Consider the following 14235-nt stretch of genomic DNA (forward strand, 5'->3'; position numbering starts at 1 on the left):
CCGATCTCCGACGGCCGGACCCCGGCCGGTATTCATGAATTCAGGACGATGAGGCGGGACGCGTCCAGCGCGCCCCGCCTTTAGATCGTCGGCCTAGAACTTGGCCCGCAGACCGATCAGGAACTGACGTCCCGGATAGTAGACGGTGAACGGCGCGCTCTCGAACTTGGAATAGGTCGTCAGCGGCTCGTTGGTCATGTTCACGGCGTTGAAGGTGATCTGGTACGCCTTGTCCATCCAGTTCGGCGTGTAGCTGGCCGACATGTCGAGTTGGCCACGAGCGCCCTGGATATTCCCCACGTTGGTGTTGTTCTGCGGCGCGATCGCGATCACCGCATCGTCGGTGTAGGTGTAGCTCAACCGCACCGAGACGCCGTGATCTTCATAGTAGCCGCCCAGCGTGTAGAGGTTGGGCGCGATACCCACGGCCATGGCGGCCGAGTTCGGCGAGTCCTGCTGGATACGGGTGTAGTTGGCGGTGAAGCCGAAGCCCGTGATCCCGCCCGGCAGGCGGCTGGTGATGAAGTCCAGCGGCTGCTGCCAGATGAACTCCGCCCCCCGGATCGACAGGTTCTGATCGACGTTGGCCGTGGTGTTGATCGAGATGACCGTGTTCATGTTGATGCCGGTCGCCAACTGCGTGTTGGTCAGCGACGACAGCGGGATGCCCAGGGTCGAGAACGGCGCCTGGATCTGGCGGGTCTGGGTGAAGCCCTGGATATCCTTGGCGAAATAGTTGGCGCTGATATAGCCCGCGCCGCCCAGGTAATACTCAAGGCCGAAGTCGGCGTTGTTGGAGTAGTAGGGCTGCAGGTTCGGATTGCCCTGCGACGCCACCTGGGCCGAGATGTCGCTGAACGAGGTGCCCGGCAGCATCAGGTTCGGGTTGGCGCGGGTGACGGTGCGCGACCCGGCCAGACGCAGGACCAGCTTGTCGGTCAGGTTCACCGCGGCGTTGAACGACGGCAGGAAGGCGTCATACGAGCGCTTGGTGGTCTGGAAGCTGGTCACGCCGCTGATGCTGATCGGGCCTTCGATCCGCTGGTCGGTGTGGAAGTAGCGGACGCCGGCGTTGTAGTGGATCGCGCGATCCATGAAGTCGGTCGCGCCGTTGATCTCGACATAGGCGCCCTGGGTGCGCTCGTCGATCCAGCCCGACGGAATGCTCGAGGTGCCGGTCAGCGAGAACGGGGCGTTGTCCAGCAGTTGCTGGGTGTGGATGGCCGCGTTCAGCTTTTCGTAGTTGGGCTGCACGAACGAGGCCATGCCCGGGGCGATGTCAGCCAGGCTGAGCAGGCGCGACGGCCCGGCCGTCAGATATTGCGAGATGGCGCTGTTGGGGATGGCCGCGACGCCGGCCGCCTGGGCCGCGTTGCTGTTGTCGAACGCCAGAATCTCGCGGGCCGTGTCGTCATAGGCGTAGCCGATGCGGATGTTGGCGTCGTCGTTGCCGAACTTGGCGTCGAAGTGCGCGCCCTCGTCGCGGGTCACGCGCTTGGCGCGCTGGATCCGGTAGGAGTCGGTGACCCAGGCCTGGTTCGGATCGTTCATGTCGCGGCTGGGCGTCAGAACCGGGAAGTCGCCGCCCTGCGTGTTGTCGAACGCCACCGACAGGCCCGAATTGGGGGCGGTGTCGAAGATGAAGGACGGCATATCGCGCGTGAAGACACTGCGGTTGTAGTTGACCTGACCGGTCACCTCGACCAGGTCGTTGGGCGTCCACTTGAAGCTGGGATTGAAGTTGTAGAAGTCGACCTTGTCATTGACCGGCCGAGCTTCGATGAACATCTGGGCGTTGGCGAAGGTGCCCTTGGTCAGGACGTGGTTGGAATCCGTTTCCCAGCCGATCGGCACCAGGCTGGTGGCGTTACGAACCAGCAGGTTCATGTCCAGGCGATTGAAGTTGCGCTTGGCCTTCCCGTACAGGGCGTCCAGCGCGAAGCTCAGGGTGTCGGACGGGCGATACTCGGCCGAGAACAGCAGCGACAGGCGATCACGCTTGCCGTCGATATAGGCGTAGCGCGGCAGGCGCGGCACCAGGGTGTTGCTGAGATCCTGGAAGCTGAGGCCGCTGGTCTGCGAGACGTTCAGCGGCGCGCCGGGCGTCAGGCCAAAGCCCGTGTTGGCCGGCACCGTGGTGGCGAACTTGAAGCCGCCGCCGCCCGCGCCGCCGTTCAGCCCCTGACGATCGCAGGTGGCGACCGTGCAGTTGCCGACGATGGGGTTGGTCAGGTTCGGCGTGGTGAAGCCGATGGTCTCGTAGCCGTCGGTGCGGAAGTGTTGCGAGCCGCCGGCCACGCCGACCAGGACCCCGAACTTGTCCCAGGTCTTGGAGGCGATCACCGCGCCGCGCGGGCTGACCTTCTGGGAGGCGTCCGAATAGCCGCCTTCCATCGACATGCTGAGGTGCTGACCCGGACGGTCGAACGGGCGGGCGTTGGCCAGGTTGACCGTGCCGGCGATGCCGCCTTCCAGCAGACCCGGGGTCGGGGTCTTGTTGACGGTCAGCTTGGTGAACAGCTCGGTGGGGAAGAGATCAAGGTCGAGCTCGCGGTTCGAGCTGCCCGAATCCAGCGCGCCGTCCGAGGCCACGGCGATCTGCGAACCGTTCAGCGTCACCTTGGTGAAGGACGGACCAAGGCCGCGAACCGAGATCTGCACGCCCTCGCCGGTGACGTCCCGGCCCAGCTGGACGCCAGGAATGCGTTGCAGGGATTCGGCGATGTTGAGGTCGGGGAACTTGCCGATGTCCTCGGCGACGATCGAGTCGGTGAAGTTGGTCGCCGCGCGCTTCATGTTCGCGGCGCTGGCCAAGCTGGCCCGATAGCCGGTGACGACGATTTCCTCGACGGCCGCCGGTTCTTCCGGAGCCGCGGCCGCAGGCGCGGCGGGCGCGGTCTGCGCGCCAGCGACCGCAGGAACCAAGCCTGCTAGCATGGTGGCGCACAGCAGACATGCCTTCAGTCCGACCTGACGGCTAAAACGAATAACCATTCCCGACCTCCCTTGCGGCGACGTTGCTCGCTCGCATTGCTCAAGGAACGTTCGCACCCCTTGCTGGAATGGTAACGTTCACATTTTTTGGATAGGTCAGACCAATATCGCTGTCAATCCACCTTTAGGTCAGATCCTTTCAAGCGACCCGAAGCCAGCCCTCTGGCGGCCTCCGCCAACATCTCGAAACCGAGATACCGAACGTGGAGCCGAAATACCGGCTCAACCGACAAAAGAAAGGCGCCCACGTGTCGAAACACATGGGCGCCAGTGGGGGAAAATCAGAGGATCACATCTCTCAATGTGAACGTTCCCACATAGCAGGTCAAACCAATGCCCTGTCAAGAGGTCAGACCTTTAGACACCCCTGATAAGCGACCACTCCAGCCGTTCGACGGCTTATCGCGGCTCCTGCCCTAGAACTTCCATCCGCATCACCTGGACGCCGCCCTCCGCGAGCGCCGGCAGCTTGGCGAACCAGTCCTTCACATAGGGCATGGCGTTGTGCGCCTCGAAGTCCTCCTTGGTCGCGAAGACCTCGTAGAAGACGAAGTGGCCCGGCGCCGTCCGGTCTTCTTGCAGGAAATAGACGAGGTTCTTGGGATCACCGCGAACCAGCGTCACCAGCGGCAAGGTCGCCTCGCGCAGCTCGGCCTCCTTGCCGGGCTTGGCCCGCACCTGGGCGACGATCGAATAGGCGCCGGCCGGGATCTGCTGATAGCGGACCCCGGCGGCGTCGCGCGCCAGGGCCGGGGTCGCGAGCGCCCCGGCGGCCGCCAGAGCGGCCAGGGCCAACGATATCGAGACTGTCTTACGCATCATGACATCCTCACCGCGCGCCGGTCAGCACGCGTTGGCGCGCGGCCAGCGTGTTGGCGAAACGCTGCTTCACCGGACCCAGCGCCTTGACGAACTCCAGCTGCTCGCCCTCGGGCCCCTTGCAGTAGATCAGCTCCCAGCCGTCCGACGGGGCGACGGTCACCTTGTTGGTGTTGGCGCTCTGCGGCGCGGCGCGGCGCTCGGCCTCGGTGTTGACGCGGATGGTCCGGTTGGCCCGCACCTGCGTCATGCCCCGGCGCGCGGACTCCGCTTCCAGGTCGGTGATGAACTTGTTGAAGTCGACGTCGTCGCGAACGTGGAAGCAGATGTGCATCATCCGCGGAAAGGCCGGGCTCATGTGCTGGACCGGTTCGGCGAAGGCGCGCGGCCCGCCCATCGGCTGGTCGGCGTCGCGGTATTGCAACAGCTCGATCACGACATTGTCGAACTGGATGAAGCGGACGTCCAGCCGCTGGGCGCCGTCGCGCAGGTCGGGCACGCCGAGGGTGCGCGGATTGACGCCCAGTTCGTTGGCCTGGATGTCCTGGTCGGCCAGCAGGGTGTTGTGGACCGTGTCGCCCTGGAAGTCGCCGTGACGGAAGACCTCCGTACCGCCCAGGACCTCGGTGTAGAACTCAAAGGCCCGCTCCATGTTCTGGACGGTCAGGCCGAAGTGCTGCACGCCTTGCAGCCGCGCGCCGAGCGGGCCGCTATTGCGGGCGGCCGGCGACAGGCCGTTGACGCCGCCTTGACCAGCAACGCCTTGAGCCGCGACAGGCGCGGCGATCGCCATTCCGGCGGCCGCCGTCATGACCGCGCCGGCCGTGCGAAGCATGTCGCGTCGACCGGGATCGGCCGCTTCGTCGTGGGTGGGTTTACGCATGATCTTTCTCCTTTTCGGTAGTGAAGGCGCCTGGTTTCAGGACGCGAGGAGCCCTTCGGCCGGAGCGGAGCCCCGGTCGGCGAGCGACGGTTGAATTCGAGGGTTGGGTTCAGGCCGCGTCGGGTAGCGGGGCGGCCGGATTGACGAGCCCCGCCGCGCGAAGCTCGCGCCAGAAGTCGGCTGGCACGGCTTCGTTCAGGGCGGCGCGATCCTCGGCGATCCGGCCAGGCCGGCTGGCGCCAGGAATGACGGCGGCGACGGCCGGATTGGCCAGGGCGAACTGCAGGCCGGCGGCCTTCATGCTGACGCCGTGACGGTCGGCGATCGCCTTGATACGGGCGACCTTGTCGAGGATCGCCGGGGTGGCGGGGGCGTATTCGAAGTTCGGCCCGCCTACCAGGGCGCCGGAGCTGTAGGGACCACCGACCACGATGCCCAGGCCGCGCTCGGCGACCTTTGACGTCACGCGCTGCAGGGCGCGGCCATGATCGAGCAGCGTATAACGACCGGCCAGCAGGAAGGCGTCCGGGCGCGGCGCGTCCAGGTCGAGCAGCAGCTCGATCGGCTCGACGCGATTGACGCCCAGGCCCCAGGCCTTGATCACGCCCTCGTCGCGCATCCGGTCCAGCGCCTTGAAGGCGCCTTTGCGGGCCGTCTCGAAGACGCCCAGCCATTCGTCGCCGTAGAAGTCCTGGGCGACGTCGTGGACGAAGGCGATGTCGATGTGGTCGGTCTGGAGGCGCTTGAGGCTGTCCTCGATGGAGCGATAGGTCGCGTCCTCGGAATAGTCGTTCACGATCTTGTTCGGACGGCCGTATCGGAAGACGTCGCCCTTTTCGCCCAGGTCGCGGGCGCTGACGTCCTCGACCTCGTCCAGAATGACCCGGCCGACCTTGGTGCTGATCACGTACTGGTCGCGCGGCTTGCCGGCCAAGGCCTGGCCCATCCGGGTCTCCGCCAAGCCGGCGCCGTAGAACGGGGCGTTGTCGTAGTAGCGGATGCCGTCATTCCAGGCGGCTTCCACCGTCCCGAGCGCCTCGGCCTCGGGAATGTCGCGAAACATGTTGCCGAGCGGCGCCGCGCCGAAGCCGAGCTTGCCGGGCAGGATAGTCTTGAGCGTCATCGTCTCAACCTTGCGATGGACGTCGCGTCGGCGCAGCCGCCAACTCGACATCTGGATTAAGATACGGACCGACACACGCTATCCGCGCTCAATCCGTCGAATCTTGAACAGAAACGACGAACAGGCGGGCGAGCCATCAGGGTCGATCCAATGTTTACACTAGAAACTTTGAGCGTTTTGCGCCCCGAAGTTTACGTTGTCAACATAAGTTTCTCGTGACAACATCCAGCCATGAACGACACGCCCAAGCCCTATCATCACGGCGACCTGCGCCGCGTGCTGCTCCAGACGGCGCTGGACATGCTGGGCGAGGAACAAGGGTGGCAGTTCACCCTTCGCGAGTTGGCCCGCCGCGCGGACGTGACGCACGCCGCGCCCTACAAGCACTTCGCCGACAAGGCCGCCCTGCTCGCCGAACTCGCGGTCCAGGGCTTCGACCGCCTGGAAGAGGCCCTTCTCGCCGCCGAGCGTCCAGAGGCGCCGCCGCGCGGGGCGTTCATCACCCGGTGCCTGGCCTATGTCCGGTTCGGCGCCTCGAACGCCAATCTCTATCGGCTGATGTTCAGTCCCGATGCGCGCGCGGCCAAGGATCCGCGGCTCGATACGCAGGCGAACGCGTCCTTCGACGCGCTTGTCGATCTCATCGCGCGCGGCCAGGCGGCGGGATGGCTGCGAGCCCGCGACGCCCGAGCCCAGGCGGTGGCCTGTTGGACCCAGCTACATGGCCTGACCCTGCTGACCGCCGACGGCCTGCTCGCGTCCAGACTCCCGACGTCCGACCCGACCGAGGCCGCGTTGGCCGGCCTGCTGGACGGGCTGGAAGATCCGCTCGGCGCAGCCAAGGGCGTCGCATCTTGAAAGCCGCCTCCTCCACCCTTTTGTCATCTCGGCTCGCCTAATCGCGGGGGGGCCGCGTCAGCAGTTGCATCCCCTCCGTCGTCGCCCAGCAGAATTACCGCCTTTTTCGTCGACGATGGCGTCGGCGAGACCTGGACGCCCACCCTGGCGTTTTTCCACAAAACGGACTTTGAGCCTGCGTTCGCAAGCGCGATGCGTCCTCGCGAACACGTCGGCCTGTCGTCAATCCGTCACCCACGCCGATTAGTGACGGTTCGGTTCGGTTCGGTCGCGTCGTCGGGACCTGAGATTTCTCGCAGCATGCCACGCAACCTCTGTCGCGCCACGCTGCTGGCGATCACTACGGTCGGCTCGATCTCGACCGTCGGCCATGCCCAAGGGCGGACCGAACTGGGCTCCGCCCTCACGCGGCTCGCGATCGAGCGCAATGTCCAGATCCTGTTCCAACCGCGGCTCGTCGAGGGTCTGATCGCCAACCCAGTCGGACGCGACACCGGCCTGGACCAGGCCATGACCGCGATCATCGGTCGCCAGGGCCTTCGGATCCGCAAGGTGCGCGCGGGGGTCTATGCGGTGGAGCCAGAAGCTCGGAGCGCGTCCCCGCCGGCCTCGCCCGTCGAGGAAGACGGCCCGAGCGATGTCGCTCCGCTGGTGGTCACCGCCGTCTACGCCGCCAGCCTCGAGCGGGCCCTCACGCTGAAGCGGGACGCCGGCTACGGCCTGGACGCCGTCAGCGCCGAAGACATCGCCCGCCTGCCCGCCGCCAACGCCGCCGAGGCCCTGCAACTGGCGCCGGGCGTCAGCCTGGAGCGCCATCGCGGCGTGGGCCTCTATGTCAGCGTCCGGGGCCTTGGACCGCAGTTCCAGAACGTCCTGCTGAACGGCCGGTCGATCGCCATCAACGACTTGGTCGAGAATGGCGGGTTTCGCGGCCGGCAGTTCCGGTTCGAGGTTCTGCCCTCCGACGTCATCGACCGCATCGAGGTCATCAAGACCACCACCGCCGACATGGACGAGGGGGCGCTGGGCGGCAATATCGACGTGCGAACCTTCAAGCCGCTGGAACGCGGCCCGCGCGCGGTGCTGTCGGTCCGGGCCTCGCAGGGCCAGGCCGGCAAGCCGGATCCCGCGGTGTCGGGCGTCTGGAGCTGGGTTTCCCCTGAAGGCCGCCTGGGCCTGCTGGCGGCGGGCATGGCAGAGCGACGCCAGATCCGTAATGACCGCCTCTACCAGACCGGCTGGAACCTCGACCGCTTCACCAGCGCCCTGCCCGCCGGCCTGTACACGCCGACGCGCACCCGGCCGACCATCGAGTTGGAGGACCGACGACTGATGTCGGGCGACTTCGCCCTGCAGTGGCGTCCCTCATCCGACTGGCGGACCGACATCGACCTGCTGGTGACCCGCCTGGACGCCCACTACGACGAGTTCGGCCTCGACATCTATCCGGACGACACCACCTTCGCCCGCCCCGCCTTCGTGGCCGGCAGCCAGAAGGTGGTCGGCGACACCGTTCAGGCCGGCCAGATCGACAACGTGCGCTGGATGGCCTCGCGCGAGACCAGCCTCAACCGCCATGACCTGGCGGCCTTCGGCGTCCGGCAGAGCTGGACGCCTGGCGCGTGGGCGCTGGATATCGACTACGCCTATTCCCGGGCCCGCAGCTATCATCCCGACGGCCGGGGCACGGTGCGGGCGCGCGCCGCCTTCTTCGCCCCCCTGGTCTATGACTTCAGCGGCGGCCTCCACACCGCGCCCACGCTCAAGACCACGGTCGACTACACCGACCCCGCGCAGTTCGTCGGCCAGGCCTTCGACTACACCTGGAAGGACTCGCGCGACACCGACGAGGCGCTCAAGGCCGACGTGGCGCGTTCGCTGGGCGCGGGCAAGCTCAGCCTGGGCGTCGAGGGTCACAGGCGCGTACGCGACTATCGCCGACGCGACTGGATCCTCAACACGGTCGTCGGCGCGCCCCTGACCAGCCTGGGGGGCGACTATTATGGCCAGACGCCCGTCTCGGACTATCTGGCCGGTACGTCGGGCGACGTGCCGCGACGCTGGGTGGCGCTGGACGCTCGCGCCTTCTACGAGCGCCTGTTCACACCCGAAATCGCCGCCCTGCCCCCGTCAGTCTCGGACCTGCGCAATTCGTTCGTGGTCGAGGAGAAGATCGTCTCGGCCTATGTGCGCGGCGATTTCTCGGCTCACTGGTTCGGCCTGCCGGTCGACGGCGACCTGGGGGTTCGCTACGCCAGCACGCGGCAGGTCTCGACGGGCGTGCTGTCCAGCGGCGCCGATCCGATCCCGGCCCAATGGCGCAAGGCCTACGGCAACTGGCTGCCCAGCGCCAATCTTCGCGTCACGCTGACGCCGGACCTGCTGCTGCGGCTGGCGGCCTCGCGGGTGGTCAACCGCCCCAACGTCGTCGACAACGCCCCGCGCATCACCCTGGCCCGCGACACGCCGACGGCCAACGGCGGCAATCCGGACCTCGACCCGTTTCTGGCCACCCAGTTGGACGCCTCGCTGGAATGGTACTTCCCGTCCGGCGGCGCCCTGACCGGCGCGGTGTTCGACCGGCGGCTCGACAACTACATCACCGCCCAGAACACCTTCATCCAGGTTCCCGGGCGCGGCGAGATCCTGCTGTCGACCAACGTCAACGGCGGCGACGCCCGCATCCAGGGCCTGGAGCTGGCCTACAGCCGCACCTTCAAGAGCCTGCCCGCGCCGCTGGACGGTCTGGGCGTGCAAGGCTCGCTGACCCTGGTGCGCAGCCAGGCCAACTATTTCGCCGGCGACCGGGTGATCCGCAACGCCCTGCTGGGTCTGTCGCGCACCAACTACAGCCTGCTGGCCTTCTACGAGCGGGGCCGCGCCTCCGTGCGCCTCGGCTACAACTGGCGCAGCCCGTACCTGACCACGATCGGCAGCTCGATCAACGCGCCGGCCACCACGGCGGCCTTCGGGTCGCTAGACGGCGCGGCGTCCTGGCGGGTCAACCGGCAGGCCACGATCACCTTCGAAGGCGTGAACCTGGCCGACGCGCGTCGCTTCGTCTATGGCGAGAGCCGCGACCAGCCGATGGAGATTCATCATTGGGGCCGCTACCTGTCCACGAGGCTGCGATGGGCGTTCTGATCTTCCCGAGTCTGGCGTCGGCGGACGAGGATCCGCCCGTCAGGGCCAGCGATGGGGTCGAGCCGCAACCCGCGCTCGACGCGCCGCGGTTCGACACGCTCGTGTCGCGCTACCGCCGGCCGCTGCTCAGCTTCTTCCAGCGCCGGTCGGTCGGGACCGAGGACGCCGAAGATCTGACCCAGGAGGTGTTCATGCGCCTGTCCCGCCGGTTCGCGCGCCTGCACTGGGGCAACCCCGACGGCCTGGTGTTCACCGTGGCGGCCAACGCCCTGATCGACCACGAGCGCCACGAACGCTCGCGTCGGCGCGATCGCCACGTCGAGGTCGACCCGGGACTGCCCGACGAGGAACCTTCGGCCGAAACCGCCCTGGCCGGACGCGAACGCCTGCGCAGCCTGGTCGCGGCGCTGGACACCCTGAGCCCCAGCGTGCGGGCGGCCTTCGTGCTCTGCCGCTTCGAGAACCTGACCCAGGCCGAGGCCGCCGCGCGGCTGGGCCTGTCGGTCAGCACCGTCGAGAAACACATGATGACCGCCCTGGCGCGGCTGCGCCTGGCGATCGGAACCGAACATGACGTCTGACACCCCGACCGAGCCCGCCGGGCTCGACCCACGCCAGATCCTGGCCGCCAGCCTTTCGCGTCCGCTGTCCGTCGCCGAACAGGCGGTGCTGGACGCCTGGGCCGAGAGCTCGGCCCAGGCTCGCGAGGAAATCGCCGAGACCCGCGAGGCCTGGCTGGCCATCGGCCTGGCCGCCGAGGATCCGGCCGTGCGCGCCCTGCGTCGCTCCGTGCGACTGGAGGCGGGTCTGGACCGTCCCGTGGCGCGCCGTCCCCACCGCCCAGACCGCCGTTGGCTGGTGGGCGGACTGACGCTGGCGGCCGCGGGGCTCGTGGCCGGCGCCGTGCTCATCGATCGCCCCCGGACCGAGACCTATGTCGCCCCGCCCCACGCCGTGGCGCGGCTGACCCTGGCCGACGGCAGCCACGTCACGCTCAGCCCCGGCGGCCGCCTGACCGCCCGGCTCGCCCGTCACGCCCGGACCCTGGCCCTGACCGACGGCGACGCCTTCTTCGATGTCAGCCACGACCCGCGACGCCCGTTCACCGTCGCGGTTTCGGACCGTACCCTGACGGTGCTGGGCACGCGCTTCAACGTCGCCGGCGGACAGCGCCTGACCGTGTCGCTGGTGCAGGGTTCGTTGCGCGTGAGCCAGGCCGGTGCGCCCGACGTGCTGCTGCGGCCGGGCGAGCGCTACCTCTCCGCCACGCGCGGCGGTCGCGCCGAAGCCGGCGACGTGGCGGGCGACGCCGCCTGGACCAGCGGCCGCCTGGTCTTCGCCGACGTGGGCCTGGTCGAGGTCGCCGAGCGGCTCTCGCGCGCCGCCGGCCGCAAGGTGATCCTCGGCGATCCCGCCCTGGCCGATCTGCGGCTGTCCGGCTCGGTCCGCGTCGAGCGGATGGACGATGTTCGCGCCGCTCTGGAAGTCGCCCTGCCGGTGAAAACCCAAACGACGCCCGACGGAAGCCTGATCATCACCCCAGCCAGGAACTCATCTCTGCACGGATGAAAACTCAAGGTTTTCAACAGGTCGTCGCAAATAATTTACCGATGACGGACTGAGGACGAGCGTCCGAGCTTTCGTTCTTCCCCCTCGACCCGCGCCTCCCCGCGGGTCTCAACCATCGGGGGATAAGATGATCCGCTCCAAGAACCCGTCGGCGCGCTGCGCCGGCGCCGTCGCCATTCTCGCCTTCGCCGCCCTGGCTTCCAGCCAGGCCCAGGCCGCGGAACCCGCCGCCGCAACGGCCGCCGAGCCCGCCGAAACGACGGACTCCGTCGACGCCATCGTCGTCACCTCCTACGGCAAGAGCCTGCAGGCCGCCGCCGCCCTGAAGCGCTCGGCCGCCTACGGCTTGGACGCCATCAACGCCGAGGACATCGGCAAATTCCCGACCCGCAACGCCGCCGAGGCCCTGCAGCTGGTCACCGGCGTGACCATCGACCGCCAGCGCGGCGCGGGCCTCTATGTCAGCGTCCGGGGCCTGGGCCCGCAGTTCCAGTATGTCGAGCTGAACGGCCGCTCGATCGCGGTCAACGAACTGATCGAGAACGGCGGCGCCAAGGGCCGTCAGTTCCGCTTCGAGGTGCTGCCGGCCGAGCTGATCTCGCAGATCGAGGTGGTCAAGACCCCGACCGCCGACATGGATGAAGGCGCCCTGGGCGGCAACATCAACATCAAGACCTTCAAGCCGCTGGACGTGGGCCACAAGGCCGCCTTCTCGATCCGCGAAACCTATGGCGACGTGCGCAAGAAGGCTGATCCGTCGGCCTCGGGCCTGCTCTCCTGGACCAACGCTGACAGCACCCTGGGCGTGCTGGCCTCCGGTCTCTACGACGAACGCCACGTGCGCAACGACCGCCTGTACCAGGTCGGCTGGAACCTTGATAAGTTCAAGAACACCCTGGGCGCGGGCTTCTACACGCCCTCGCGCACCCGTCCGACCATCGAGACCGAGCACCGCAAGCTCTATTCGGGCGCGGTGACCGGTCAGTGGAAGCCCAACAGCGACTTCCAGACCGACCTGGACGTGCTGGTGACCCGCCTAGATGTCGACTACGACGAATTCGGCCTCGACATCTATCCTGACGACACCACCTTCGCCACGCCGGTCTTCGTGGCCGGCAGCCAGAAGACGGTCGGCGACACCGTGGTCGGCGGCACGATCAACAACGTCCGCTGGATGGCCTCGCGTGAAACCAGCCTCAACCGCCACGACCTGACCGCCGTGGGGCTCAAGCAGGCCTGGACCCCGGGCGCCTGGAGCTTCAACGCCGAGTACGCCTATTCGCGGGCCCGCAGCTATCACCCTGACGGCGAGGCCACCAAGCGCAACCGCCTGGCCTTCTTCGCGCCCCTGACCTACGACTTCTCGCGGGGCTACAAGGCGATCCCGCAGCTGACCACCACGGTCGACTACACCAACCCGGCCAACTTCGTCGGCCAGGCCTTCGACTACACCTGGAAGGACTCGCGCGACACCGATGAGACGATCCGGCTGGACGGCGCCCGCGTGTTCGAGGGCCCGTTCAGCAAGATCGCCTTCGGCGCCGAACGCCACAACATGAAGCGCGTCTATCTGCGCCGCGACTGGGTGCTGAACGACATTCTCAACGTGCCGGTCTCGACCCTGGGCTCGAACTACTATGAGACCCTGCCCTATTCGGGCTTCCTGAAGGATTTCGACGGCGCCACGCCGCGCACCTGGGTCACCCCGACCCGCGACGCGATCTACAATCGCCTGTTCACGCCCGCGGTCGCCGCCCAGCCGTGGTCGACGGCCGATCTTCGCAACTCCTTCGTCGTCAGCCAGGACATCACCAGCGCCTATGTTCGCGGCGACTTCGAATTCGCCACGGCCATCCCGATCAGCGGCAATATCGGCGTGCGCTACGCGCGCACCGAACAGGTCGCCAGCGGCACCCTGACCAACGGCACGACCGCCCAGCCGGTGTCCTATCCGCAGGACTACGGCAACTGGCTGCCCAGCCTGAACGTCAAGGCCCAGCTGCGCGACGACCTGATCGCCCGCTTCGCCGCCTCGCGCGTGGTCAACCGTCCCAACATCACCGATAGCGCCCCACGCATCAGCGTGGCGCGCGACACGCCCAGCGCCTCGGGCGGCAACCCGGACCTCAAGCCGTTCCTGGCCGACCAGCTGGACGCCTCGCTGGAATGGTATCCGGCCCCGACCACGGCGCTGACCGGCGCGGTGTTCTGGAAGAAGATGGACGACTACATCACCCAGCAGAACACCACGATCCAGGTGCCGGGCCGAGGCGACGTCCTGCTGTCGACCAGCGTCAACGGCGGCGACGCCAAGCTGACCGGCGTGGAGCTGGCCTATAACCAGAGCCTGTCGTTCCTGCCGGGTCCGTTCGACGGCCTGGGCGTCCAGGCCTCGCTGACGGTCGTGGACAGCAAGGCCAACTACTTCGCCGGAAATCGTCAGATCAAGGACGACCTGATCGGCCTATCCAAGACCAGCTACAACCTGGTCGGCTACTACGAAAAGGGCCCGTTGGCCGCGCGCCTGGGCTGGTTCTGGCGCTCGCGCTACCTGTCGGGCACGGGCAGCACCACCACTGCGGAATCCTACATCGACGCCTATGGCTCGCTGGACGGTTCGATCTCCTACGACCTGACCAAGAACTACGCCCTGACGCTGGAAGGCTCGAACCTCACGGACGAGATCCGCTACGTCTACGGCAAGACCAAGGACCAGCCGATGGAGATCTATCACTGGGGCCGCACGGTCTCGCTGACCCTGCGCAGCAAGTTCTAACCCTACCCCTGAAAGGGCGGCCGCCGCATCGGCCGCCCTTACCTCTCGGATCGGCGCGCGTCCGCGCGC

General features: G+C 67.4%; 9 protein-coding genes. 5 read left to right on the plus strand and 4 right to left on the minus strand.

Going from position 1 to position 14235, the window contains the following annotated elements; translation table 11 throughout:
* Positions 1-93: 93 nt before the first annotated feature.
* From G3M62_RS13435 to G3M62_RS13450, 4 genes are all read right to left on the minus strand, one after another.
* Positions 94-2994: a TonB-dependent receptor gene (locus G3M62_RS13435; RefSeq protein ID WP_165187786.1), complete on the minus strand. Its 2901-nt coding sequence runs from the start codon at positions 2992-2994 to the stop codon at positions 94-96.
* A 399-nt stretch (positions 2995-3393) separates the two neighbouring features.
* Entirely contained in the window at positions 3394-3816 is a 423-nt protein-coding gene (locus G3M62_RS13440) for a putative quinol monooxygenase (RefSeq protein ID WP_246263268.1), read from the minus strand.
* Positions 3817-3823: 7 nt separating this feature from the next.
* Positions 3824-4696, minus strand: a complete 873-nt coding sequence (locus tag G3M62_RS13445) for a VOC family protein (RefSeq protein WP_165187788.1) — start codon at positions 4694-4696, stop codon at positions 3824-3826.
* A gap of 109 nt (positions 4697-4805) precedes the next feature.
* Positions 4806-5819 carry an aldo/keto reductase gene (locus G3M62_RS13450; protein WP_165187790.1) on the minus strand — a complete coding sequence of 338 codons (1014 nt, stop codon included), beginning with the start codon at positions 5817-5819 and terminating at the stop codon, positions 4806-4808.
* A gap of 231 nt (positions 5820-6050) precedes the next feature.
* Between G3M62_RS13450 and G3M62_RS13455 the strand changes: the two genes are divergently transcribed.
* The 5 genes from G3M62_RS13455 (at position 6051) to G3M62_RS13475 (ending at position 14166) form a co-directional block, all read left to right on the plus strand.
* Positions 6051-6677, plus strand: a complete 627-nt coding sequence (locus G3M62_RS13455) for a TetR/AcrR family transcriptional regulator (protein ID WP_165187792.1) — start codon at positions 6051-6053, stop codon at positions 6675-6677.
* A gap of 300 nt (positions 6678-6977) precedes the next feature.
* Positions 6978-9821: a TonB-dependent receptor gene (locus tag G3M62_RS13460; RefSeq protein WP_165187794.1), complete on the plus strand. Its 2844-nt coding sequence runs from the start codon at positions 6978-6980 to the stop codon at positions 9819-9821.
* Positions 9809-10402: an RNA polymerase sigma factor gene (locus G3M62_RS13465; RefSeq protein ID WP_165187796.1), complete on the plus strand. Its 594-nt coding sequence runs from the start codon at positions 9809-9811 to the stop codon at positions 10400-10402. The genes G3M62_RS13460 and G3M62_RS13465 overlap by 13 nt, the downstream gene beginning before the upstream one ends.
* Positions 10392-11390, plus strand: a complete 999-nt coding sequence (locus G3M62_RS13470; RefSeq protein WP_165187797.1) for a FecR family protein — start codon at positions 10392-10394, stop codon at positions 11388-11390. Before G3M62_RS13465 ends, G3M62_RS13470 begins: the two co-directional genes overlap by 11 nt.
* 127 nt (positions 11391-11517) lie before the next feature.
* Entirely contained in the window at positions 11518-14166 is a 2649-nt protein-coding gene (locus G3M62_RS13475) for a TonB-dependent receptor (protein WP_165187799.1), read from the plus strand.
* The last annotated feature ends 69 nt before the right edge of the window (positions 14167-14235 follow it).

The organism is Caulobacter soli, assembly GCF_011045195.1.
Lineage (GTDB): Bacteria > Pseudomonadota > Alphaproteobacteria > Caulobacterales > Caulobacteraceae > Caulobacter > Caulobacter soli.

What these genes read in the sequence shown, in the direction of transcription:
- G3M62_RS13450 (WP_165187790.1), bottom strand. Translation starts at nt 5,819, where the DNA reads ATGACGCTCAAGACTATCCTGCCCGGCAAGCTCGGCTTCGGCGCGGCG.
- G3M62_RS13435 (WP_165187786.1), bottom strand. Translation starts at nt 2,994, where the DNA reads ATGGTTATTCGTTTTAGCCGTCAGGTCGGACTGAAGGCATGTCTGCTG.
- G3M62_RS13455 (WP_165187792.1), top strand. Translation starts at nt 6,051, where the DNA reads ATGAACGACACGCCCAAGCCCTATCATCACGGCGACCTGCGCCGCGTG.
- G3M62_RS13460 (WP_165187794.1), top strand. Translation starts at nt 6,978, where the DNA reads ATGCCACGCAACCTCTGTCGCGCCACGCTGCTGGCGATCACTACGGTC.
- G3M62_RS13445 (WP_165187788.1), bottom strand. Translation starts at nt 4,696, where the DNA reads ATGCGTAAACCCACCCACGACGAAGCGGCCGATCCCGGTCGACGCGAC.
- G3M62_RS13440 (WP_246263268.1), bottom strand. Translation starts at nt 3,816, where the DNA reads ATGATGCGTAAGACAGTCTCGATATCGTTGGCCCTGGCCGCTCTGGCG.
- G3M62_RS13470 (WP_165187797.1), top strand. Translation starts at nt 10,392, where the DNA reads ATGACGTCTGACACCCCGACCGAGCCCGCCGGGCTCGACCCACGCCAG.
- G3M62_RS13465 (WP_165187796.1), top strand. Translation starts at nt 9,809, where the DNA reads ATGGGCGTTCTGATCTTCCCGAGTCTGGCGTCGGCGGACGAGGATCCG.
- G3M62_RS13475 (WP_165187799.1), top strand. Translation starts at nt 11,518, where the DNA reads ATGATCCGCTCCAAGAACCCGTCGGCGCGCTGCGCCGGCGCCGTCGCC.